17 protein-coding genes are annotated in these 24,077 nt (G+C 55.0%); 7 read left to right on the top strand and 10 right to left on the bottom strand.

The window, feature by feature from the left end; all coding sequences use genetic code 11:
* Window positions 1-44: 44 nt before the first annotated feature.
* Both Poly59_RS05065 and Poly59_RS05060 read left to right on the top strand, forming a co-directional pair.
* On the top strand, window positions 45-3,548 hold the full coding sequence (locus Poly59_RS05065) for a PSD1 and planctomycete cytochrome C domain-containing protein (RefSeq protein ID WP_186776024.1): 3,504 nt from the start codon (window positions 45-47) through the stop codon (window positions 3,546-3,548).
* A gap of 101 nt (window positions 3,549-3,649) precedes the next feature.
* A complete protein-coding gene (locus Poly59_RS05060; RefSeq protein ID WP_146532923.1) occupies window positions 3,650-5,125 on the top strand; it encodes a DUF1501 domain-containing protein in 1,476 nt (491 codons plus the stop codon).
* Window positions 5,126-5,166: 41 nt separating this feature from the next.
* Here the strand turns inward: Poly59_RS05060 and Poly59_RS05055 are convergent, their stop codons facing one another.
* Window positions 5,167-5,814, bottom strand: coding sequence for a TlpA family protein disulfide reductase (locus tag Poly59_RS05055; RefSeq protein WP_246151435.1), 648 nt, complete (start codon window positions 5,812-5,814; stop codon window positions 5,167-5,169).
* Between the two features lie 97 nt (window positions 5,815-5,911).
* Between Poly59_RS05055 and Poly59_RS05050 the strand changes: the two genes are divergently transcribed.
* The 3 genes from Poly59_RS05050 (at window position 5,912) to Poly59_RS05040 (ending at window position 8,041) form a co-directional block, all read left to right on the top strand.
* A complete protein-coding gene (locus Poly59_RS05050) occupies window positions 5,912-6,778 on the top strand; it encodes an SdiA-regulated/phytase-like domain-containing protein (protein ID WP_146532921.1) in 867 nt (288 codons plus the stop codon).
* A gap of 23 nt (window positions 6,779-6,801) precedes the next feature.
* Window positions 6,802-7,356, top strand: coding sequence for a class IV adenylate cyclase (cyaB, locus tag Poly59_RS05045; RefSeq protein WP_146532920.1), 555 nt, complete (start codon window positions 6,802-6,804; stop codon window positions 7,354-7,356).
* Between the two features lie 235 nt (window positions 7,357-7,591).
* The gene (locus tag Poly59_RS05040; RefSeq protein WP_146532919.1) at window positions 7,592-8,041 is read left to right on the top strand and encodes a hypothetical protein; all 450 of its coding nucleotides are present in this window, start codon (window positions 7,592-7,594) and stop codon (window positions 8,039-8,041) included.
* Between the two features lie 100 nt (window positions 8,042-8,141).
* Here Poly59_RS05040 and Poly59_RS05035 read toward each other — a convergent pair whose 3' ends face one another.
* The 3 genes from Poly59_RS05035 to Poly59_RS05025 form a co-directional block, all read right to left on the bottom strand.
* Window positions 8,142-10,775 (bottom strand): ATP-dependent Clp protease ATP-binding subunit, encoded by a 2,634-nt coding sequence (locus Poly59_RS05035; RefSeq protein ID WP_146532918.1) that lies wholly within the window; start codon window positions 10,773-10,775, stop codon window positions 8,142-8,144.
* 345 nt (window positions 10,776-11,120) lie between these two features.
* Entirely contained in the window at window positions 11,121-11,747 is a 627-nt protein-coding gene (locus Poly59_RS05030; protein WP_186776023.1) for a tetratricopeptide repeat protein, read from the bottom strand.
* 92 nt (window positions 11,748-11,839) lie between these two features.
* A complete protein-coding gene (locus tag Poly59_RS05025) occupies window positions 11,840-12,160 on the bottom strand; it encodes a hypothetical protein (protein WP_146532916.1) in 321 nt (106 codons plus the stop codon).
* Between the two features lie 197 nt (window positions 12,161-12,357).
* On the opposite strand from Poly59_RS05025, the gene Poly59_RS05020 reads away from it, so the two are divergent.
* Window positions 12,358-13,728 (top strand): hypothetical protein, encoded by a 1,371-nt coding sequence (locus Poly59_RS05020; RefSeq protein ID WP_146532915.1) that lies wholly within the window; start codon window positions 12,358-12,360, stop codon window positions 13,726-13,728.
* Between the two features lie 6 nt (window positions 13,729-13,734).
* Here Poly59_RS05020 and Poly59_RS05015 read toward each other — a convergent pair whose 3' ends face one another.
* The 6 genes from Poly59_RS05015 to Poly59_RS04990 form a co-directional block, all read right to left on the bottom strand.
* Window positions 13,735-15,138 carry a DUF1501 domain-containing protein gene (locus Poly59_RS05015; protein ID WP_146532914.1) on the bottom strand — a complete coding sequence of 468 codons (1,404 nt, stop codon included), beginning with the start codon at window positions 15,136-15,138 and terminating at the stop codon, window positions 13,735-13,737.
* Window positions 15,139-15,149: 11 nt separating this feature from the next.
* Window positions 15,150-17,942 (bottom strand): PSD1 and planctomycete cytochrome C domain-containing protein, encoded by a 2,793-nt coding sequence (locus tag Poly59_RS05010; protein WP_146532913.1) that lies wholly within the window; start codon window positions 17,940-17,942, stop codon window positions 15,150-15,152.
* Between the two features lie 3 nt (window positions 17,943-17,945).
* The gene (locus tag Poly59_RS05005; protein WP_146532912.1) at window positions 17,946-19,628 is read right to left on the bottom strand and encodes a LamG-like jellyroll fold domain-containing protein; all 1,683 of its coding nucleotides are present in this window, start codon (window positions 19,626-19,628) and stop codon (window positions 17,946-17,948) included.
* A gap of 1 nt (window position 19,629) precedes the next feature.
* A complete protein-coding gene (locus Poly59_RS05000; protein WP_146532911.1) occupies window positions 19,630-20,202 on the bottom strand; it encodes a sigma-70 family RNA polymerase sigma factor in 573 nt (190 codons plus the stop codon).
* A gap of 99 nt (window positions 20,203-20,301) precedes the next feature.
* Window positions 20,302-21,681, bottom strand: coding sequence for a beta-ketoacyl-[acyl-carrier-protein] synthase family protein (locus Poly59_RS04995; protein WP_146532910.1), 1,380 nt, complete (start codon window positions 21,679-21,681; stop codon window positions 20,302-20,304).
* Window positions 21,682-21,831: 150 nt separating this feature from the next.
* Window positions 21,832-22,962, bottom strand: a complete 1,131-nt coding sequence (locus Poly59_RS04990; RefSeq protein ID WP_146532909.1) for an N-acetyltransferase — start codon at window positions 22,960-22,962, stop codon at window positions 21,832-21,834.
* Between the two features lie 112 nt (window positions 22,963-23,074).
* Between Poly59_RS04990 and Poly59_RS04985 the strand changes: the two genes are divergently transcribed.
* Window positions 23,075-23,926: a TrmH family RNA methyltransferase gene (locus tag Poly59_RS04985; RefSeq protein WP_146532908.1), complete on the top strand. Its 852-nt coding sequence runs from the start codon at window positions 23,075-23,077 to the stop codon at window positions 23,924-23,926.
* The last annotated feature ends 151 nt before the right edge of the window (window positions 23,927-24,077 follow it).

Raw genomic sequence — 24,077 nt, 5'->3', positions numbered from 1 at the left:
AGTTGATGTTTATGCTCGCTCGATTCCTATGCGCGGCTATTTCCATGGTCGTGTTGTCCGTTTCAACGGTCAACGCGATCGAAGTCGACTTTGGTCGCGACATTCGCCCCATTTTGTCGGACCACTGCTTCGCGTGCCACGGTCCCGATGAAGCCGAACGTGCAGCCGACCTACGACTCGACACCGCCGATGGACTTGCCACCGTTGTGGACGCGGACGATGTCGAAGCCAGCATCCTGCTGATGCGGGTCGCCTCAAGCGATGTTGACGAAATGATGCCGCCACCAGACTTTCACAAACCGCTGACGGAGGATCAAAAGTCAAAACTGCGCAGTTGGATCGAGGGTGGCGGAAAATTCCAATCGCACTGGGCATTCATCGCACCGGAAATTTCAAGTGTCGAAATATCAAGTACTAGCGAAGACGCCAGTGGATCCGATGGTGCCGCCGAGCCTCATCGCCAAATCGACTGGTTCATCGACCAAGGGGCAATCGATGCCGGCCTGACTCTAAACTCCCGAGCCGATCGACGAACGTTGCTCCGACGAGTCTGCTTAGACCTTGTCGGATTGCCGCCAACGCGTGAGCAAATCACGGCGTTTGAAAACGATACCTCACCCGACGCCTATTCGCAGCTTGTCGATCAATTGCTGCAGTCGCATCACTTCGGTCAACACGTTGGCCGCTACTGGCTGGACTTGGTCAGGTATGCCGACACGCATGGATTGCACTTGGACAATTTTCGTGAAATGTGGCCGTATCGTGATTGGGTGATCAGTGCATTTAACGAAAACATGCCCTTCGATGAATTCATCACACGACAGTTGGCCGGCGACTTGCTGCCTGATGGAACGGACCAAGATCGCGTTGCCAGTGGCTTCAATCGTCTGAATGTTTCCACCAACGAAGGTGGTTCCATTTATGACGAAGTGTTCGCCCGCAACTGCATCGACCGCACCGATGCGTTTGGCACCATCTTTTTGGGGCTGACGACAGGCTGTGCCGTTTGCCACGATCACAAATTTGATCCCATTTCTCAGCGCGACTATTACTCACTGCTCGCGTACTTCAACAGCCTTGATGGCAAAGCTCTCGATGGGAATGTGAAGGACCATGCGCCAGTGATTCGGGTCCCGAGCGCCGAACAAACTGCGATGTTAGACGAATACTCAACATTGTTAATCAGTTTGGCCGCAGAAAAGGAAAGCCCAATCGCAAGTGTGGACGCCGCTCAACAAGCCTGGGAACAATCGCTCGGCAACGATTCCGAACCGCGTTTCCAAGTACTGCACCCGAGCGAGGTCACGTCCGATGCAAAAGCATCGATGAAGGTCCTCGATGACGGCGCAATTGAGTTGGTCGGCGACGCTTCGAACAAGGACGTGACCACGGTTACCGCGTCCATCCCAAGTGGCATCCAGTGGCAAACCCTTTACTTAGAAGCACTGGCCGACAATCCTAAAAACCGCGTCGGTGCCTCGTCAAATGGCAACGTCGTACTGTCCGAAATCACCATCGAAACGACGGATTCCAGCACGCCTGGACAGTGGATGGAAGTCCCGATTGCGGGCGGATTCGCCGACATCGAACAATCTGGCGATCAGTTCGCGATCGGCAACGCATTTGACGGCAAGGTCGATGAAACGACGGGTTGGGCCGCAGCGGGACATGAACAAGTCGGTGGTCGATCCGCTTGGTTTAGCATCCCGTCACTTGTAGCCGAAGGTGAAGACGCGAAAATTCGTGTTCAGTTGAAGTACCAATCGACTTACGCCGGCCACCAGTTTCGCAAAATTCGATTGTCGGTCAGCGATTCAGTCGCGGCGGTCCCGAAGGACCAACAAGTCCGACTCGGCGATGTCCACACCGTGGGTCCGTTCTCGATCGACAATACGAATCCTGGCTACAACAAGAGCTTTGCCTCGCAGCAAAAAAAATTCAAAGCGGACGAAGTCTTTGATCACGACGGTCGTCGCTATGGCTGGCAGCATCGTGGGGACTTGGCACCGGTCGAAGTCAACAAGCTTTCATCGATCAATGATCGGTCGTCCGTTTTGGTCATGCACCAGACCATCGATGCCCCGAGGGATCAAAACGTCACGCTGCTGTTAGGCGCCGATGATGGACACATCGTTTACCTCGGCAAAACAGAAATCGGTCGACACAAGGGCGCGGGTAAACTGAATCCGTTGCAGTACGAATACGAACTGCCTCTAAAGAAAGGTGCCAACGATTTATATATCAAACTGATCAACCATTCGGGCGATTCAGCACTGACGTACGCATTCCGTTCGCCCGCGATCAGCATCCCCGAAAAATTGCGTCAACTGGTAAAGACGCCCGCCGAATCGCGAAGTGATAACGTCAAGTCGTCGCTGCGAAAATACTTCCGAAAGGTCTACTGTTTACACCCCGATTGGCTCGCACTGATCGACCAGGGAAAGGGAACACGCATTGCAAAAGAAAAGCTAGAGTCAGAAATCCCAACCACGTTGGTTTGGAAAGAACTTGCCGAACCTCGGCAGGCTCACTTGCTAATACGCGGACAATATGACCAACCGGGCGACGCCGTCGAACGGGCGACGCCGTCGTTCTTGCCACCGCTGCCAAAAGATGCTCCCAATGATCGGCTGGGGCTGGCGATGTGGTTGACCGCGCCGAATCATCCGCTGACCGCGCGGGTTGCCGTGAATCGTTTTTGGCAACAAGTCTTTGGTACTGGCTTGGTAAAAACAAGCGAGGATTTTGGTAGCCAGGGACAACCACCAAGTCATCCTGAATTGTTGAATTGGTTGGCCGCAGATTTCCAATCACACGGCTGGGATGTCAAGCGATTGATGAAGTCGTTAGTGATGAGCAATGCCTACCAACGTTCGGCAAGGGTCAGCGATGATATGCTGCGAATTGATCCGAACAACCGCTTGCTGGCACGCGGCCCGCGACACCGTTTGGATGCGGAAGTACTGCGAGATCAGTCGCTCGCGCTGGCTGGCGTGCTGGTCGATTCCGAGGGTGGCCCCAGTGTGAAACCGCCGCAACCGGCTGGGCTGTGGGAAGCAGTCGGATATTCGGGCAGCAACACCGTCAAGTTCGTTGCCGATGAAGGTGACAAGGTTTATCGCCGCAGCGTTTATGTGTTTTGGAAACGAACCAGCGCGCCGCCACAGATGGCAACTTTGGATGCACCAAGCCGCGAATCTTGCACGGCTCGCCGCGAGCGGACCAACACGCCGCTGCAGGCACTGTTGCTGATGAACGAGGTTCAGTATCTCGAGTCGGCCAAGCTGCTGGCACGCCGTGCCCTTGATGAACCTGAAATCGATAGCGACGTCCAGCGAATCCGCTGGACCTTTGAAACCGTGACTGCCAGATTGCCGACCGACGGCGAAGTCGACGAAATGCTGACGCTGCTGACAGACACAACCGCATACTACGATCGAAACCCGGATCTATCGACCAAGTTGGTAGGCCAGTCCGACGCGAACGCGGCTGCTTGGACGATTCTGGCCAGCACGCTGCTGAACCTTGACGAAACCGTTTCGAAGTAGTCGCGCATCCCCAACGTCAAGAATTGTCTTGGCGGCAAACAATACCGGGTCTATCCCCGGATCAAAAGACACCGACGCATAACACACCGCTGGACAATGTCATGGACAATCAAGAAATCCTGAACCGCCTAACACGCCGGGCGTTCTTTTCGCAGTCGTCGGCTGGACTGGGAACGGCCGCGCTCGCGTCGCTGGGGATGTCAAACGTGTCGGCTGCACCCAATGCAGCTTCGCTCCAGTCAGCAACCCGTGTCGGTGGACTGCCGTCTTTGCCTGATCACGCGCCCAAGGCACAACGAGCGATTTACTTGTTCATGTCCGGCGCCCCAAGTCAGATGGACATGTGGGACCACAAACCGGCCATGGCAGACTGGTACGACAAGGACTTGCCAGAATCGATCCGTCAAGGGCAACGTCTAACCACAATGACAAGCGGCCAAGCGAGGTTCCCAATCGCGCCAAGCATTTACAAGTTTGCGCCGTACGGCCGGAACCAAACGATGGCCAGCGAGCTAATTCCTCACATGGCTGGCAAGGTCGACGACATCGCACTGATCAAGTCGATGTACACCGAAGCGATCAACCACGACCCTGCGATTACTTACATCTGCACCGGAGACCAACTGCCCGGCAAATCCAGCCTTGGTTCGTGGCTAAGCTATGGCCTTGGGACCGAGAACGAGAACCTGCCGGCGTTCATGGTGATGACTGCATCGTGGACCGGACGCAAAGAGGCGCAAGCACTGTACAACCGACTTTGGGGCAGCGGTTTCTTGCCCAGCAAGTACCAGGGCGTCGCCCTGCGTAGCACTGGTGACAAGGTGCTTTACTTGTCGAATCCCGACGGCGTCGACCCCAGCATTCGCCGACGGATGCTCGATTCGCTGGCAAGACTGAACGCGAACACAGCCGCCCAACTGGGTGACCCCGAAACTAACGCCCGCATTGCTCAGTACGAGATGGCGTTTCGAATGCAGACCAGCGTGCCTGAACTGGCCGACATCAGTGACGAACCACAGCACGTCTTGGATCTGTACGGGCCAGACGTGACCAAGCCCGGCACCTTCGCAAACTGTTGCTTGATGTCTCGCCGGATGGCCGAACGGGGTGTTCGCTTCACACAGATTTTCCACCGTGGTTGGGACCAACACGGCCAATTGCCCAAAGACTTGCCGAACCAGTGCCGCGACGTCGACCAACCGTCGGCCGGCTTGCTGACGGACCTTCGACAACGGGGCATGCTAGACGACACGCTGGTCGTTTGGGGTGGCGAGTTTGGCCGCACGATCTATTGCCAAGGCGGACTGTCGAAGACCAATTACGGCCGTGACCACCACCCCAAGTGCTTTACCGTTTGGATGGCCGGAGGCGGTGTCAAAGGCGGAGTCGTGCACGGCGAAACCGACGAGTTCAGCTACAACATCACCGAAAATCCGGTTCACATTCGTGACTTGAATGCGACGATCTTGAACCAGATGGGCATCGACCACGAACGATTCACCTATTCGTTTCGTGGTCTCGACCAACGCTTGACGGGCGTCGAAGAAAGCCGAGTCGTCAGCGAGATCCTTGCCTAGCCAAACCTTTGCTTTTTGAATACTCGTCCGGTAGTGCTGGCTTAGATTTCGGACAACAGTTTCTTCGATGCTTCAGCGATCTCGTCGACCGCTTCGGGAGTGTAGCCCTCCCAAACGCCGACGATTGTGCCGTCCGGTCCGATCAGCATCGAGGTCGGATAGTACAACGACGGCTGCTCCAACCGTTCGGCCGCACTTTGACGCGTGATGCCGCGTGGATCGGCCAACTTGGGACTCGTGATGCTTTCTCGGGCAAAGTACTGGTTCGTCTTTTCAGCTAAACCGCCCATCGTTTCCCCGGCCCCTGATTCACACGAAACGGGCAGAAAACGGAAATTGGGGTCCGCCGATAACCCGACCGCCGTTTCTGCTAGATGCGGATACTCCATCCGGCATGGACCACACCAAGTCCCCCAGAAATGCAGCAACCGCACGCTTCCGTTGGGCGCGGCTTCGTCCATGTCGATTGCTTTGCCAGAATCGAGCGCGACCAGGTCGATCTGTGGCGACGGCTTGCCAACCGCCGCACTACTACCACTGCCAGAACCACGATTGGCACGAATGAAGAAGATCGCCAGGCACAAACAGGCCAGCAACAAGAACCAAATGCCAAGGTTCGATTTCTCCGGCTTCGATTTCTCCGGCTTCGATCGCGCGGAGCTGGATTCGCTTGGCGGGTGCGGATTCATTTCAGACACGGTATCGTTGCATCGTGAGAGTGAAGAAAAGCGACTTTGACAGTTTCGTCATAGCGACACCAAATCATTCAGGTTAAGTCGAATGGTGATGAGCGAAAATCGAATGAAAGCTGCGTTAACGGGCGTCATCCTTATCTTAATGCCTTTTTTGAACTCGCGATCCGCCGCGATTGAACCCATTCGGTTGACTGAACCTCTGTTGACCGAGAGCAGCGGTTTGGCGTTTTCGAATCGGCGAGTCAAAACCGTTTGGACTCACAACGATTCCGGTGGACGCCCCGAATTGTTTGCTTTCGATTCAGTCGGAAAACGCCTTGCTCGTCAACCCTTCGCCGCGATCAAGCAGGCGACCGACTGGGAAGACATCGCATCCTTTGTTGATGGAGACTGTCCCCGCTTGTTGATCGCCGACTGCGGCGACAACGATGGGAACCGAGCGTCCATCCAGATCTACTTATTGGACGAACCCGATCCGAGTTTGCAAACCAGCGAGGTCAACTTACAGACCCTAAGAGTCACCTATCCCGATGGTCCCCGTGACTGCGAAGCCGTCGCAGTCGACATCCGACGCCGCCTGATTGTGTTGATCACCAAGAGCGTATTGCCAATGTCCGGCGTGTACACCATCCCGCTTCCAGCTCGCGAAGACCAAGCGAAACCGCAGACCATCGAAGTCACCGCGACTCGAATTCGCACCCTACCGATCCCGATGGTCACCGCAGCGGATTTCGACCCTGCAACAGGCGATTTGTGGGTCATCAACTACTTTCAAGCCTTTCGCTTTAACCGCATGGACGCGGCACTAACGCACCAGTTGACCGCTTTACCCATTGCCATGGACTTGCCGAAACTGAGACAGATCGAAGCGATGGCGGTCGATCGCGACGGTGCGGTCTGGGTGACGTCCGAAGGTAACCCTGCACTAATGCAAATGATTGAAACGCCGAAACCTTAAAGCCCGAATCGCTTGGTCCCATTATGTTTGAAGTCGAACAAAAGTATCGCGTTGACGACGTTGGCGGATTGATCACCCGATTGACCGAATCGGGCTGGCAAGAATTGTCACCACAGCAACACAGCGACACGTACTACAACCATCCCAGCCGCGACTTTGGCGAGACTCGCGAGGCACTACGGATCCGACGCGTCGATGGCGTCCCCATGATTACCTATAAGGGCACTAAATTACCTGGCACAGTGAAGGCGCGCCGTGAAATGGAATGGCGGCTGGACCCGGGCGATGCGGACGGGCAAAAGATGGAAGAACTATTGGTCGCGCTCGGATTCCGACGAGTCGCAACCGTCAACAAGGTCCGTCGCAGCTTTGAAAACCCAACCCGTGGCGACATGGCCGTTGTCGTCGACGAAGTCGAATCGGTCGGAAACTTCGCCGAAATCGAGCTAGTGGTAGCCGATACCGAACAAATCGAATCCGCACGCGATCAAATCACAACTCTGGGAAACACTTTGGGGCTGAGCCACGCCGAACAGCGAAGTTATCTGCGAATGCAACTGGAATCCGCGGCCAAGTAGAAATCCGACGCTGCGGGGACAACGCCTGGCCCTTGGAATCAAACGCCGTTGGCGTAAGTGGCCTCAAACTTCCGTAAATTTCTAAATTTGAACGTTCGGCTCCCGACGTGCGGAACCTACCCTTCACAATGATTCAAATTGCATCAGCACCCTAGGGTGCCTATCCTTTAGGACTGGTGCTACCTCTATCGTGCGCAACCGCGCCAACTTTCCTTACTCAATCGAAGGCTCACCCATGATCAAGAAAATCCTTAGCTGTTTCGCAGTCCTGCTAGTTGCCGGTGCAACCGTCGTTGCTGGTGATGTGGACCTAGAAGGTGTCAAGTGTGTGGTCGCGCCAAAGGCGGCGACCGAAGGCAAATCGGCTGACTACAAAGACGGCAAAGTCTATTTTTGCTGTGACGGCTGCGCTGGTAAGTTTGCCGCTGACACCAAGAAGTTCAGCACCAAGGCAAACTTCCAATTGGTTGCCACCAAACAGTACGAGCAAAAGGGCTGCCCGATGAGCGGCCGCGACGTGAACCCTGAAACCACTTCGATGGTCTCCGGCACGAAGGTCGCGTTTTGCTGTGAAGGATGTAAGGGAAGCGTCGACAAAGCCGAAGGCGACGAAGCCAAGATGAAGCTTGTATTCGCTGACAAAGCTTTCGCAAAAGCGTTTAAGAAGACGAAGAAAGCCGAGTAGGGCAAACCCTAACCAACCAACCGCGTGCGGCTGGTCCAAACGAAAACCGCGGTCAGTGAACTGACCGCGGTTTATTTTTTTAACTCTGACCTAGTTCAGACTACGACTTATCAGTCGCTTCACCTGCACCAGCCGCAACAGCTTCTTCCGGTTCGGGAAGGCCACGGGATTCGCCGACGAAGTCCAAACGGATAACCTTGCAGGTCTTGCCGTCCGCATCGACCAGCTTGCCAGTCTTCTCGTCCGTCTTCAGATCTGACTCGTTGACCTTGTCACCAGCTTCGTTCTCGACGATGCCGCTAACGATGATCGTGTCCTTACCTTCGAATGCACCGCGGAGCAATTCTTCACTCAACGGATCTTCGATGAACTGTTCGATCGCACGACGCAGCGGACGCGCACCGTAGTCCAAGTTGCTGCCCTTCTTGATCAACAATTCCTTCGACGCGTCGGACAACAGCAAGTTGAAACCACGGTCCATCAAGCGTTCGCGAACCTTCGACAATTCGAAGTCGATAACACCCTTGAGGTCTTGCTTGGTCAAGTGACGGAAAATAATCGTGTCGTCCAAACGGTTCAAGAATTCCGGTCGGAAGACGCGTTCGATTTGATCCATCACGCGAGCCTTCATCGAATCGTAGCTGGCGTCTTCGTCAGGCTTTTGGAAACCAAACGACGACTCGTTCTTGATCGCTTCGGCACCGGCGTTGGTGGTCATGATCAAGATCGTGTTGCGGAAGTCGATGTTGCGTCCGAACGAATCGGTCAATCGACCTTCTTCCATGACTTGCAACAACATGTTGAAGACGTCCGGGTGAGCCTTTTCGATTTCGTCGAAAAGGACGACCGCGTAAGGCCGACGACGAATCTTCTCGGTCAACTGACCGCCTTCTTCGTAGCCAACAAATCCGGGAGGAGCCCCGATCAAGCGACTGACGTTGTGCTTTTCCATGTACTCCGACATGTCAATGTGCACCAACGCATCTGCATCGCCGAACATGTATTCGGCAAGTGCCTTGGCCAACAACGTTTTACCAACACCTGTTGGACCAGCGAAAATGAACGAGCCCGTTGGACGCTTTGGATCTTTCAATCCGCTGCGACTACGACGAACGGCCTTGCTGATCGCTGACACGGCTGCATCTTGGCTGACGACTCGTTTGTGAAGTTCATCTTCCATCTTCATCAAACGCATCGAGTCTTCGGTCGACAGACGAGTCAACGGAATGCCAGTCATCTTGCTGACCACTTCGGCAATGATTTCTTCATCGACGACGCCATCGGTTTGCTGACTCTTCTCGCGCCATTCCGCGGTGATCTGGTCCTTCTTCTTGCGAAGCTTTTCGGCCTGATCACGGAGGTTGGCAGCTTTTTCGAAGTCTTGGTTTGCAACCGCGTCTTCTTTTTCCTTGTTCAGCTTTTCGACTTCTTCGTCGATTTCTTTCAGATCTGGTGGACGGGTCATCGTGCGCAATCGCACCCGTGCACCGGCTTCGTCGATCACGTCGATCGCCTTGTCCGGCAAGCAGCGTGCGGTGATGTATCGCTCGCTCATCTCGACTGCGGCCACAACGGCATCGTCGGTGAACTGAACGCGGTGGTGTTCTTCATAACGACCACGCAGCCCCTTCAGGATCGCGATCGTTTCAACCTTGCCGGTTGGTTCGACGATGATCTCTTGGAAACGACGGGCCAGTGCGTTGTCCTTTTCGATGTACTTACGGTACTCGTCCAACGTAGTCGCGCCGATGCATTGGATCTCGCCACGGGCGAGGGCCGGCTTCAGAACGTTGGCTGCATCGATCGCGCCTTCAGCACCACCAGCTCCGACCAAGGTGTGAAGCTCGTCAATGAACAGGATCGTGTTCTTGACGCGACGAACTTCGGTCATGACTGCTTTGATGCGTTCTTCGAATTGACCGCGGTACTTGGTACCTGCAACCATCATCGCAAGATCAAGCACAACGATTCGCTTTTCGGCCAAAATTTCTGGCACATCGCCTTCGATCACCTTTTGCGCGAAGCCTTCGACGATGGCGGTCTTGCCGACACCGGCTTCGCCCAACAGAACTGGGTTGTTCTTGGTACGACGGCAAAGAATTTGGATCGCTCGTTCGATTTCGCGTTCGCGACCGATAACCGGATCCAATTCACCCTTCTTGGCCAATTCGGTCAAATCGCGACCGAACGAGTCGAGTGCAGGAGTCTTGCTCTTGCTGCTTTTCGCTGACGATCCGCTGCTTTCGCCACCGTCGCCGGTGCGTCCGCCTCGCTCGCCAACTTCAGCGCCTTCGAGTCCGTGACCAAGTAAGTTCAAGACTTCCTCGCGAACGTCTTCGAGCTTCAGGCCCAAATTCATCAAGACCTGCGCCGCGACGCCTTCTTGCTCACGCAGCAAGCCAAGCAGGATGTGCTCGGTGCCGACGTAGCTGTGATTCAGATTGCGAGCCTCTTCCATCGAATATTCGATGACTTTTTTGGCACGCGGAGTCTGCGGCAGCTTGCCAACGGTCACCATCTCGGGACCGCTCTGGACTAGCTTTTCAACTTCGAGCCGGATCTTTCTTAGATCGACTTCCAGGTTCTTCAGCACATTGGCGGCGACGCCACTGCCTTCTTTCACCAACCCGAGCAGGATGTGTTCGGTGCCGATGTACTCGTGGTTAAAACGCTGAGCCTCTTGGTTGGCTAGCTGCATGACCTTGCGAGCACGGTCAGTAAATCGTTCGTACATTATTTTATCTCTCTACCCAGGTCATGTCCGGTGGGACGTCGGAGAGGGTTGCTCCGCACGTTCACAAAGTTGGACGCTCACAAAAAGTCGGGACGATCACAGGTGGTCGGTCGCTGTCAATCTGGCGAAACTGCCCAGGAATCTCTTACGAAGCAAATCGCACGCCATTGATATCCTTACCCTTAGCAAAGCCGAGTGAAGGATTGCAAGCCACCGATCTCTTCGCATTCACCTGGATTCTATCGGCAAGGTCAAAAAACGGGGATAGGAGCTTTATACCGGAAGTGCCACGAATCATGGTTTTCCGCTGCAAAACTGAAAAAAATCGGTCATGTGTGGGCTCAATCAGGCCGCTTTAGCCGTGGTTTCTGTCAGATCGGCAGGATCATTGTTTTCTTTTTCTGTCGTTTCTTCGGCAGCGTCGTCTATTTTTTCTGGCTGCTTGGAACGCTCGACCGCACGAGCCAGTCGCGCCGATTCGGCGCGAATTTCTAATGCCCACCGATCGGACACTTCCAAACGACGAACCTCGGCTAACAACATCTCGGCCGATGCCAACCGATCGGTATGCCGGTACAGCCCCGTCAACAACAACAGCGCCGGCGGATCCCGAGCCTCAATTGCTAGCACTTGATTGAGCAGTTTTTCGGATTCATCGTAGTCGCCTTTCAAGAATGCCTGGTGGGCCTCGGCAAATCGATCAGGTTCTTCGCTAATGCTTCGCGGAGCAACGATCCCCGGCAGTTCACGAATACTGCGAACTACCGTAAACCCCCAAACCAACACGCCGATCCAAAACGCCATCGATACTAAACCACCCGAAATCCACTCGGGATAGATATAGCGTGTGATCAAGACAGCGTTGAGCGCCAGCGCAAACCCGATCGCGGCTGGCAACGCCGCCAAGCGGCCTCGCCACCAAAGTTCGGCCATTCCTGGCCAAAGACACGTCAAGTAATGCTGGACTTCCATGCCCTACCTGTACCGAGTCGGCGAAACACAAATCAAGGGAACTTACGAGGTGCCGCTGTGACAAAGCCACGCATCCATGCGTCGCTGACCATCTAGCCAATCGCAAAATAGCGGATCATGCCCATCGTCAACGCGAACGTGAACCCGTAGGAGAATTGATCGACGACATATTCAGATTTGTGTTTTTTGGATCGCCACCGCCCCAGCCACTCGAACACCAATCCCAAAACGATGGGCGTTACCGCCAAGTTCGCCAACCGCATCGTCGGCGATCCCAGCCAGTGAATGGGCACGATCCAGACGCTGACGAAACCGGCGATCGTTCCCATGAAGATGTAGACCAATATCCACAGGTACGGATTACCCGGATCCGCAGACGCCGATTTCTTGGCTACCTTTTGGGACGCTGACACGACACCGCGTCCGCCAAGTTCAAAGCCCCCCTGGATCAACCCATCGATCGCGACGTTTCCAAGAAGTTTCGACGAGCAGTTCCATCATCCGATAGAATCTCGTGGTGTGAAGCAATCGTGACGGGCGTTTTCTAACACACACAAGTTCGTACCGGCTGGCTCAAATTCTCGCTGCCTCAAACTTCGAAAAGCCTGCAATGAAAAACGTAACGGTTGCATTGGCCGCTTGGCTTGTCGTCTTCGCCGCAGCCGGCTGCTCGAGTGATCAGTACCGGATCGAATTGATGCCCGACGGTGAATCGATCGAGCGACGGCTGACGATCCAGTTGCAAGCACGCTCGGCGGACAACGACACGAGCGGTTCCGACAAGGAATCGAAACAACCAGCCGATGTCTCAACTCGTATTGGCAAACTGTACAACCAGGTGCCGACGATCGACGACGCGGGCAACCAAGTCTACGTCGGTAACTTTATCGGCAACATGCCCGACGATGTTGGCGGGGCGGGCAGCTACACGTACTTCACCACTTCGCTTGGGTCGTCGTCTATCTACGCCGAACGTTTCCGCGGCAATGATGATTTGGTCGACATGTTGCAACAGCGTTACGCCGCGATCGATTCGCTGGTTGACTTGCTGACGCGCTGGGTGGATTTTGAAATCGATGACCGGGCGTCAGCTAATCGAATCAACCGATTCATCAGCGGGGAAGTCCGTTGTGATCTAAAAAACATTAGCCTCTACGGGTGGATGACCAGCACATTCGAAGACGAAAAAACCGGCGGCACGCAAATAACGCGAGCCGCACAGTACTTGATCGAACGCGACTACTTTACGGTCGAAGACATCCCCAAGATCATGCGGCTATCGAGCGATGGTAATCCCCAAGTGATCGCAAACTTCATCCGCGCGACCGTGACTCGCAAAATCGAAGGTCTCGAACAACCGCCCGCGCCAGGGGCGATCAGCAAACTATCGGATCTGCCGCGAATCGAAAAATCGTTACGCGACTTCCTGCGTTCGACCGATGAGTACGCAGCCTTGGTTGCAAAGGCCAGGGAAGCCGCACCGAATGAAGCGACCGCGCTGATCTCCGACACTTCACCTGATCCCATGTCGATCCTAAGCGAATTGGTTATCCTGGCCGCCTTGCCGCACCTTCACGCCGATCACTATGACTGCCAAGTCGACGTGACTTTGCACGTTCCGGTTGAACCGATTTTCACGAACGGCAAGTGGGACGAAACCGAAAAGACGGTTTCCTGGTCGCGATCGGCCAACGACGGTCTCATGCCAACGATGCTGGTCGCAACGTGGTGCGTGCCCGACGATGCCAACCAAGCGAAGATCTTCGGGCGTTCGGCGCTGGGCGACAAAGACCTTGCCGAATACGTCGTCTGGTATCACGGACTCACTGGCACTGAACAGCAACAGTGGGACGAAATGCTCGCATCGATTGATTCGAGCGAGGATACGACGAAAGCCTTGCGGGGCTTCCAGTTCACCGAGTCACCGAAACTCGCCCAGCGGATCGTCAACACGTTAATCGGTAGGTTGAAGAAACAGTAACCGCGATCAGGCGATCAGTTCTGTGATCAGCTCGCCGCCGAACTGCGACAACTGCTTGTACCGTCCGCCGTGGAAATACGTCAGCCGATTGTCGTCGAGTCCCATCAAGTGCAATAGCGTGACGTGCAAGTCGCGGATCGGGTGGACACACTCGACGGCTTTTGCGCCAATCTCGTCCGTCGCGCCAACGATCGTGCCTCGCTTGGTTCCGCCACCAGCTAACCACATCGTCATTGCATCCACATTGTGGTCGCGTCCCAGTGACGTCACACCACCTCGATAGTTATTGTCCGGCGTGCGTCCGAACTCGCCGGTCCAGATCACGAGTGTCTCGTCCAGCATTCCACGACGCTTCAAGTCTTTGATCAGCGCGGCGATCGGTTGATCGACGCTAGCGATACGCGACGAGTGACCGCGTTCTAAATAGTCGTGGCTATCCCAACCGCCCGAGAAGATCTGGACGAATCGAACGCCTTGCTCGACCATGCGTCGCGCCATCAGACATTGGCGTCCAAAGGTTGCGGTTTCTGGTCGATTCATACCGTACATTTCCAGCGTCTCGGCCGACTCGGTAGTCAAATCCACCAAGCCGGGAACTTCCGCTTGCATCCGAAACGCAAGCTCATAGCTTTCCATCCGGGACGCCAACTCGGCATGCTCGGGATGCGCAGCCAAGTGGGCGGCGTTCAGTTTGGCCAACTCATCGAGCGCACGACGTTGATGATCAGGCGTGATGTGCCCGGCCGGCTTCAAATCTAAAATCGGTGAGCCGGTTGTTCGCAATCGAGTGCCTTGAAAATACGCTGGTAGAAAACCATTGGACCAATTTGTCGAACCAGCTTGCGGAAGTGCGAGCTCGGTCATCACGACATAGCCGGGCAAGTTTTGGTTCTCGCTGCCCAAACCGTACGTCATCCACGAACCAAGCGCCGGGTCGCCACCCAAACGGCTGCCAGTATTGATGTGCAACAGCGCCTCGGGGTGATTGAGCGATTCGGCTTGGCAGCCACGATATACGCAAAGTTCGTCAGCAACTTCAGCGTCCGCTAAATGAACGAACTTGTCGCACATGTCGATTCCAGCGCCGCCGACTTTGCGTGATTTGAACGGACTGCCGACATAGAAACGCTTACCCGAGGCTAGTCCTTCGGTTCGCGTTGATTCCGATAGGTGCAGACGATCGAGTTCCGGCTTCGGATCGAACGTATCGGTTTGGCTAGGACCGCCTTCCATGAACAACATGATGACCGCCTTCGCCTTGGACGGATGCATCGGCGGCTTGGGCGACAGCGGCCCCGCTTTCGCAGCTGCAGCGGCGAACCCGTCACCCGCCATCAAATCGGTCAGTGCTAAGGCCCCCAGCGATGAACCGAGTCCATAAAGAAATTCACGTCGTGGTTGTTGATTCATAATGGGATCGCTTAGTAGACGTATACGAACTCGTTGGAATTGAACAGCAACAAACAAGCATCGGCTAACGATCGAGTTTGTGCCGATACAGTGGCCGGTTTGGCGTCCGGCGTATAGTTTTCAAAGACAGGCAACAATTCATCGAACTGAAATGTCTCGCCGGAAAACTCTTCGACCAAAGATCGAACCAATTTTGTGGGATACACCACCGGTTCGGGCTGGTTGGATTTGTGATAGGCAACCATGTCTTGGACGTACCGGACCAATCCACTGCGTTGCTGGTCGGATGGCCGGCGACCGAGGATTAAAGCGAACGCCAGTTCGATCTGTTTCGGTACCGAGTCAGCTTCGTCCTGCAATCGAAGCGCCATCGCGATCGATCGGTCCGACATCAAGTCACTGTTCATCATCGTGAAAGACTGTGGCGACACCGCAGCCGCGTCACGCAGATCACAAGAATCATTAGGATTTGGTTGATTCAAGACTTCCATGAACGGATCTGCTTGACCGCGAACGCGGTACGCGTAGATTGTTCGCCGGTTTCGTTGCTCAGGCGTGCGTGAGGGTTGATAGGCCGGTGCAATCGAGAACTGAATCATTCGCGGTTGCAGCGCGACTTCTAAGTTCATTTCCGGCATCACGGGAAGACCACCGATTTCACGGTTCAGTTCACCGCTGGCAACCAACAGGTTGTCGCGAAGTTCTTCCGCCGTCATGCGACGAGGAATGAACCGAGCAAGCAACGCGTTTTCCGGATCGCTAGTCGCCAATCCGTCAAGATCCGCGTGCCAGGTGGATCGCTTATAAGCATCGGACATCATGATCATGCGGTGGATCGGTTTCGATTTCCAACCGCCGGCGACAAACTGAGCCGACAACCAATCAAGCAGTTCAGGATGAGTCGGCTTGGCGCCTTTGACACCGAAACTATTGGGCGTTGCAACGATACCGCGACCAAAGTGATGTTGCCACAATCGATTGACGAACGAACGCGCCGTCAGCGGATTTTTCGGATCGACAATCCAGTTCGCCAGTCCCAATCTTCGTCCGTTGACGTCCGTGGTTAAAGCAAACGGATCATCGCTGGGTGCTCCGGGGACAGGAATGCCGCATCCGCTCAGCACTCCCGGCGTAACGGCCTCGCCCTTCGCCGCCAGCGAACCTCCGGTGTGGATGAATGACTCAGTTTTCCAGCCCTCTTTGATTTTGTTTGGCTTGCGAAGCTTCTTGGCATTCTGCCATAGATCGGGACCGTCATAGACGCTCTGAACCATCGGCTGGTAACGCTCTTTGCGTCGTTCCCAAATCCACCGGTCTTGTTCGCGAACCTTCAATTGACCTTTTTCCGTTTCAGTCAAACCAACGTAACGGGGTGGCTTTTGGTCATCGGGATCTGACTTACGGTCGGATTCGTTTTTGTACGGCAAGTTGTGTTCGGCGTACCACTGTTTCGCGGATGCTTCCTGCTTGTCAAAAAGCTGTTGGTACTCAGCGTTTGCAAAATCGTACAAACGATCGACCATTTCTTGGCCTTCGCCAAAACCAGCTTGGTTTTCAACATCAAGAAAATCAACGGGCACTTCTGCAGGCTGACAAGCTGAGATCGCCGCGTACATGCGGTAGTAGTCTTGGGTTGGAATCGGATCGAACTTGTGATCGTGGCATTTGCAGCATCGCATCGGCATCGACAAGAACGAATTCCCGATGCTGTGCACGACATCATCACGAAAAATCTGTCGAGCCTCGTCCTGCGCAACCATTGCAGTGTCCCAGGGCCCCATCCGTAAAAAACCAGTCGCGATAAGTGCCTCGGGATCGTCAGGTCGCAGTTCGTCACCAGCGATTTGTTCAACGACAAATTCGTTGTACGGTTTGTCATCGTTGAACGAGCGGACAACATAGTCACGATATCGCCAAGCATTGGATCGCTCGTAGTCGTTTGAAAAACCGCCCGTGTCGGCATAGCGAACCACGTCCAACCAGTGCTGGCCCCAACGTTCACCGTAGTGAGGACTGGCCAACAATCGGTCGATCAATTCGCTCCATGCTTCGTCCGCGTTTGCGTCCCAGGCCGCAAGAAACTGGTCGACTTCGGTTGGCGACGGCAACAAACCGGTCAGGTCCAAGGTGGCGCGGCGGATCAGAACTCGTGGTTCCGCTTGGCCGGCGGGACGAGTTTCCGCCTCGGACAACCGCTGGTCGATGAAGCCATCGACCGAATCATGATCGAACTGATCACGCACAGGCTGGAACGCCCAAACATCATCGGGCAGATAACGCCGATAGGTCCATTGGTCGGCCAACCCACCGCTGGTCGCGATCAGCTTTCCATCCTCGTTTTCGATGACTTCACGCTGCTTGATCATGATCGCAGCTTGCCTATCCTCACTCGGCCAAGCCGCCCCGTTTAAGATCCAATCGCGGAAGATCTCGATTTGTGTTTCATCTAAGCGGTCGTTGATCTTGGGCGGCATCTCTAGGCCTTCCCACATGATCGCTTGATACAACGGACTGTCGTCTGGTTCACCCGGAACGATCGCTGCATCTCCCGACTCGCCACCCACGACAATTGCCTCGCGAGTGCGCATGTCATAGTCGCCCTTGATGTCGTCCGGATCCGTGCCGTGACAACCAATGCACTTCTCCTTGATCAAAGGCAAAACCTTCAACGTGAAATGCTCGGCAGCTTGGTCGGTTGCCAGTTCGTTTACAGGTTCAATTGCATCGTCGGCGCGGACGTCCGCCGAGCCCAAACCAAAGGCTAGCGCGATGTTCAACAGGACAAATCGAATCGAAAGGTTCATGGGCTAGGGTTTTCCATTCTCGTAAATCTGACGAATCTCGTCGTCCGACAAAGCATCGGCGCACAGAATGAACTCATCTATGCTGCCGTTCAAATTTCGAATCGCAAACTTTGCATCAGGCTTGGTTGGCGAAGACCAGTTTCCGATCGATGCCTTCCCGATTCGCGTTGGGGTTACCACCTGATTTTCAGAAACAACTTCTCGGCTCAACAACTCACCGTTTAAATAATGTGTTGTCGTTCTCGCTTTCACATCGTGCGTTGTCGCAAGGTGCAACCACTGACCACTCATGGACGGCTTCCAAAAAGGTGGCGAGGTAACCTCTCGATGCTCAGTCTTCACACGGTCATCACTGACACGTACTGAAAAAAACAACTGACCAGTATCGAGAATCTGCCAATGCGGCCTTCCTCGTTCGTAGTTGTCCGTCAAAAACAAGGAGTTATAGCTGCGATCGAGACTATCAATTTTAACCCACACCGCCATCGTCAGCGAACCAAATTCGCCGGGGATGTCGACGCGCACTCGGTCACCGGGGCGTTTGAATTCGATCGCCGACTTCCCGGGCCATCGACCATCGACTCTGGCGGCACCGACGATGGCACCGTCGAGATCAGGATTCGCCGGGAGAACACTACTTTGCAACTTGCGATTCCAAACCTGATCATCGTCCATGGCATAGTAAGCAATCACCCGGTCATCACGACGCAGCGACTCCGAAAACTTCTGCCAACGGTTTCGGCGAAACTCGGCTTGCCCCTCAGCTTGCGCATCCAATCGCTCGATGTCGACAAACTGTTCGGGCGTTGACGGAGAACGATCAACGACACCATCAATCGAGCGCGTCATGCGTTCGCCAGCCAACAACCGCATTTTGTCTTCGCTGGGGCTGTGCAGTTCAACTTCGCCATCAAATACTTGCACATCGGCACTATCAGGCGATAGCGAAATTCCGAATTCCGTTCCCAAGTCCACCACTTTTAAGTCATCCACCAGAATCTGAAAACCGCGAGCAGCCGGCGGCACCTGAGCTCGCAATCGGCCACTGCGAAATCTCGCCATGGTCGACGACTGCATCTCTAGCTCGGCAGGACCTTCCAAAACGACCGTTGCGCCACAAAAAAACTCGATCTGTGCAAATCCAGAATCGATCCTAAGCCGGCCCGGCGAGAGAGCGTCACCGACCGCGAACTTATCAGTCGACTGATTCCATTTCGCAGCAACCAACCGCGTCACCAATGCGATGCCCTCGGACGTTGCTTCAACATCTGCACCAGGGTCATCTCCCATGACCGGCGGTTGCACCCGAGCCACATCTGACCATCGTGCCAACCATTGTCCCGCCATCAACATGATCAAACCGGTTGCCGCGATCGCAAGCAGCATTCGCCACTTTCCAGTGACATCTAGCTTGCGGCGATCAGAACGATCCGAAACAGAGAACGAGTGATCGACCGCAGGTGCTGACGTGCTGAACCCTGACCCGAAACCGGCTCCGGAACTGCCTTCCAAGTGCATCGCAGCTGACATCATCCGCCACTTCACGAAATGATCACGAACGATGGGACTTGACTTCATCAGTTCACGAATGCGTTCGTAGCCAACCTCGTCAATCTGACCATCTTCGGCTTCGATCAACAGCTTTTCAAGTTCTTTCAAGCTCTCGGCAAGATTCGAATCCGTCATCTCATTCGGCTCCGATCATTTCGTCGCTGGCCATGCGAGCTTCGACACATTCGGCCAGTCGCCGGCGAATTCGCAGCAATCCAACCTTCACGGCACTAACGCCCATGTCCAACGAATCGGCCATATCGTTGATCGATGTGGATCGGTAATAACGACGACGGATCAAGTCTTGACTCGCGGGCGAGAGTTTTTCAATACATTGACGAAGGGCGACACGCACCGAATCAAGTTGTTCGCTTTGCTGTTGAACCGTTTGAGCCAACTGCTCGACCAACTCGGCATCCAACAGGCACCGATCACGGCCTCGGTCGCGGACGTGGGCGAGAACCTGGAACCGAGCGATGGCGAATGCCCAGGGCAAAAACGGCTGGTCGATCTGGAACTGCGATTTCTTGCGCCACAGCACCAAATTGGTCTCCTGCACCACGTCGCTTGCCCGGCTATAGTCACCCACCAACGAAAAAACGTAACCGAACAAGCGGTCTTGGTGTTCAGCGATCTGTTGGACGAAAAACTCGTCGGGCGAAACGGCAACAAATGCGTTTCGTGGCTCAGATGATGGATTGGCAGGCATAAAAATCTCCTCGATAGAGATGTTTACCGCTCAATCGATAAGGGTTACTCGAAAAACCAAAAAAACAATCGCAGTAAAGTCTGATGCCAACCTCGAAGCCTACGCCGTCGGCTTGGCCGTGCCCAAAATGACCGCGATCGCGCTGCCTTCGGACGTGTGCGTCAGACACATCACATAGTCCGTTTTCAGAGGCGTGGCGGTGCGAACGACCGGAACTTGGCAAGTTGCTGCTGCCGGGCCGATCGTGGGCGGAATCATTTTCTTTTCGATCACAAGAGCCGCGGTGACCAAACTGATCGATCCACTAGCAGCACCGGTGTGACCGATCGCGGCAGTCGGTGAGATCACACCGACGCCAGGTAGCGACTTGAGAATTGCATTCTGTTCGGCCTTGTCCAGGATCGGGTCGCCGCTGCCATGCCCAACCAGCACGCCGATGTCCTTTACCGACAAACCAGCCGACTGAAGAGCACCTTCGATCGCCAATGAGATCGCTCGGGACGAACCGCGAATCTCGGGCTGATCGTTGCCAGCCGATCGCAACGGTTGCTGCATCCCAGCAGACGGCACAAACCGCGAAGCATGCGAAACTAGACGCGCAACCACTCGGCCGCCTCGTTTAGCCACCGCGTCGGCGTTTTCTAACACCATCGTCGCGGCCGCTTCACCGCCGACCACTCCACGAGAGGCCGGGTCATAGGGTCGAGAACTTAGCTCGATCGGCTCGATCGGCTCGGCGATCGGCAAATCACCGCGATAGTTCATTCGAGTGGTATTGATACGAGTCCCCACGCCACCGGCAACCATGACGGATGCGATTCCTCGCTGCAGGCAACCGACGGCTTCGATCATTGCGGCGGGACCAGAAACATCGCCCAACACCAACGTATTGTTCGGACCTTGGGCGTTCATCGAGATGCCAACGTGACAAGCCGGCATGTTGGGCAAGTACTTCAGCATCCACAGCGGCAACACCTGCTTCATCGCCGCAGCACCAAACGCCGACGCATCGAAATTGCGGTTTTCGTCGATGCACTCTCGCATCGCGTCTTCCATTTCCGACGGCGGACCGTAGAACATTTCGCTGCCAAAGACCGTGCCGATGTCGGCAGGCTGAATAGGCGAATCCGAGCCTTCCTCAACTGGGAACGAAGTGTCCAAACCGGCGTGCCCGATCGCCAACTGCGACGCCGCAAAGCAGAGCTGGATTTCGCGGCACATGACCTTCATCGCTTTCCGCGGACGCACATATTGTTTGGCGTCAAAGTCGATAATCGGACCACCGACCCATAAACCACGGTGCTCGGCTGGCTCGCTAGTTTCCCAGTCGGCGGGCGGCTTGGCACCGTCATCAACTCGGTTTTCAAGCGACGTGATCCCCGACTTCTGGTTCAGTAATGCGTCGAAGAACACGTCACTGCCGATTCCAATCGACGAGACCACGCCAAGCCCGGTGATGACAACTGTGCTATTGGGCATGGAAACAAGTGAGCCGGAGGAAAATGAAGAGTCTGGGGTTGGATTATGGTTACCGACCCGCCTGATGACCAGGGTTGCTGCGATTCGGAGCACAGCAACATGAGATTAGCGGCAACCGTCCTCGGATTCCATTCGCCGGTTCAAACCCCGTTATCCGATCGATTTGTCATACAGCCGGTGCACTTTAGTTCGCTTGGCACCGCCTCGCTCGATCGTGCCTCGCGACAGCGAATTGCTTTCCAAAACCCAGGAAAACTCGCCAATTTGAATTCCGTTTTTGATCGCATCGGGCAAAATCCGAGCCAGCGTCACCAGTCCGAGCCCCCACTTTTGGTATTCAGGCAAGACATTGGTGCTGATCAGCCGCAACCGATCGATGCTCTTTTTACCTCTTAGCAGCGCCAACCAGCCGAACGGCAGCAGCTTGCCGTCGATCTTTTTGATCACTTGGTTGTAATCAAGCAGCCCAAAACCGGCGCCAACGGCTTTGCCGTCGATCTCGGCAATACTGGTCAATTCCGGCACGATCAAGTGCTTCAAACCGGCCGACTGCACGCTGATTTCGGCCTCACTCATCGGCACATAGCCCCACGTCTGTTGCAGCGACAGATTGTAGATTTCCAAAAACGATCGCACGTCCTTGGCAAAGTTCTTGCGGTTGATCGGCCGACACACGACCTTGAACCGCCGCGTTGCTTCGTTGATCACGAACAGCAATTTGGGGTCCAAGTCTTCTAGTTGATCCATGTGGGCGTCGTAACTGTACAGGTCTTGGACCTTGGCAAACCCGGTCGATTCCAACAGTCGCCCGTAATACGAGTGGTTGTACGTGATCATGAAAGTCGGCGGCGAATCGAATCCGTCAACCAGCAACCCGCACTCATAGTTCAGGCTGGGGTTCACTGGACCGCGTACGTCCGTCATGCCTTGGTCGGCCAACCACTTCGTCGCGGTCGACATCACTTCACCGGCGACCGATTCATCGTCAATGCACTGAAAAAAACCAAAGAAACCGCGTTTTTCGTTGTATCGCTTGTTATGAGCGTGATTCACGACCGCCAAAACTCGGCCCACCACCTCGTCGCCCCGCCGAGCAAGAAATGCCTGGCCTTGGGCATCGTCGTAAAAAGGATGCTTGGCAAAGCCCAACAGTTTTTTCTGTTCGTGCCATAGCGGAGGCACCCAGTTCGGGTCGTCGCGATAGAGGTCGCGTTCCAACTGCAAGAAATCTTTTCGATCTCGTCGTGAAGTGACCGGTAGGACGCGGACCGATGGACTCATGCTGTTTTGATCAGGTTGGGCGGTCTAGGATTCACGCGAGACGTGGATCAGAAAACGCAAATCGGAAACGGGCAAATACTAGTGTCGAGCAATCAAGATAACAGAGAAAACCATGACTGAGTCTGCGCCAGTGGTGCTAAGAAGTGCCGCCAATCCGACAGTTCGACACTTGATCCGCCTCCGCGACAACCGATATCGCCGAAAATCAGAGCGAGTGATCGTCGACGGTTGGCGTGAAACTGCTCAGGCGATCGAGTCAGGTATGAAGATCTGCGGATATTACGTCAGCGAGTCGGACGCCGATATCGATTCCGCAAACGAAGACCCAGCTGTCGCACGCGTGCGAAAACACCCGGCTGCAGCTGGAAAACGAATGCTAGCATCCGACGCGATCATGGAAAAAATCGGCTACGGCGACTCGGTCCGAGGCGTCGTGGCCGAATTCCAGCGTCCCGATTGGGGACTCGACCGGCTGAAATTGCCCGAGTCGCCGCTGATTCTGGTGCTGGACAAGATCGAAAAACCGGGCAACATCGGTGCGGTTTTCCGTTGTGCCGATGCCGCCGGAGTCGATGCGGTGCTGTTGTCGGACTGCCAAGACCGTTTCAATCCCAACGCGATCCGAAGCAGCCTGGGAGCGATCTTCCGAGTCCCCAATGCCAGTGGTAGCCAGGAACAGATCGCCGACTTTTTGACTGCGGAAAACTTCCATGTACTGGCGGCTCGCGTCGAATCATCGACTCCGTTTTGGTCAGTTCCCTGGGCAGGACGTGTCGCCATCGTGCTGGGCAGCGAGGCCGACGGACTGGGCGACCGCTGGCAAACAATCCTCGACGGCCAAGGAAAACAACAGAAAATCGATGGTGTGCGAATTCCCATGGCCGGGAAAGTAGACAGCCTGAACATCTCGGTTTCAGCCGCCGTGATCACGTTCGAAGCCATCCGGCAGCGCACGAATGTCTAGCGAGGAAGAGCTAGCAATTTGCCGAGGCAATGGTCGCCTTCACAGCCGGGATCCGAACCAATCGAAGCTGGACCAACCGCCAATCCATTCATTCGGTCGATTGTGATCTTTCGCGACAACAGGCACGACCCGGATCCTAGCTTGAATCGTC

Source organism: Rubripirellula reticaptiva, from assembly GCF_007860175.1.
GTDB lineage: Bacteria > Planctomycetota > Planctomycetia > Pirellulales > Pirellulaceae > Rubripirellula > Rubripirellula reticaptiva.
The sequence above is the reverse complement of the archived record's forward strand: the minus strand, read 5'-3'. Positions and strand labels throughout refer to the sequence as shown.

Coding starts and splice junctions, on each gene's coding strand:
- Poly59_RS05065 (WP_186776024.1), top strand. CDS start 45: ATGGTCGTGTTGTCCGTTTCAACGGTCAACGCGATCGAAGTCGACTTT.
- Poly59_RS05060 (WP_146532923.1), top strand. CDS start 3,650: ATGGACAATCAAGAAATCCTGAACCGCCTAACACGCCGGGCGTTCTTT.
- Poly59_RS05055 (WP_246151435.1), bottom strand. CDS start 5,814: ATGAATCCGCACCCGCCAAGCGAATCCAGCTCCGCGCGATCGAAGCCG.
- Poly59_RS05050 (WP_146532921.1), top strand. CDS start 5,912: ATGAGCGAAAATCGAATGAAAGCTGCGTTAACGGGCGTCATCCTTATC.
- cyaB (WP_146532920.1), top strand. CDS start 6,802: ATGTTTGAAGTCGAACAAAAGTATCGCGTTGACGACGTTGGCGGATTG.
- Poly59_RS05040 (WP_146532919.1), top strand. CDS start 7,592: ATGATCAAGAAAATCCTTAGCTGTTTCGCAGTCCTGCTAGTTGCCGGT.
- Poly59_RS05035 (WP_146532918.1), bottom strand. CDS start 10,775: ATGTACGAACGATTTACTGACCGTGCTCGCAAGGTCATGCAGCTAGCC.
- Poly59_RS05030 (WP_186776023.1), bottom strand. CDS start 11,747: ATGGAAGTCCAGCATTACTTGACGTGTCTTTGGCCAGGAATGGCCGAA.
- Poly59_RS05020 (WP_146532915.1), top strand. CDS start 12,358: ATGAAAAACGTAACGGTTGCATTGGCCGCTTGGCTTGTCGTCTTCGCC.
- Poly59_RS05015 (WP_146532914.1), bottom strand. CDS start 15,138: ATGAATCAACAACCACGACGTGAATTTCTTTATGGACTCGGTTCATCG.
- Poly59_RS05010 (WP_146532913.1), bottom strand. CDS start 17,942: ATGAACCTTTCGATTCGATTTGTCCTGTTGAACATCGCGCTAGCCTTT.
- Poly59_RS05005 (WP_146532912.1), bottom strand. CDS start 19,628: ATGACGGATTCGAATCTTGCCGAGAGCTTGAAAGAACTTGAAAAGCTG.
- Poly59_RS05000 (WP_146532911.1), bottom strand. CDS start 20,202: ATGCCTGCCAATCCATCATCTGAGCCACGAAACGCATTTGTTGCCGTT.
- Poly59_RS04995 (WP_146532910.1), bottom strand. CDS start 21,681: ATGCCCAATAGCACAGTTGTCATCACCGGGCTTGGCGTGGTCTCGTCG.
- Poly59_RS04990 (WP_146532909.1), bottom strand. CDS start 22,962: ATGAGTCCATCGGTCCGCGTCCTACCGGTCACTTCACGACGAGATCGA.
- Poly59_RS04985 (WP_146532908.1), top strand. CDS start 23,075: ATGACTGAGTCTGCGCCAGTGGTGCTAAGAAGTGCCGCCAATCCGACA.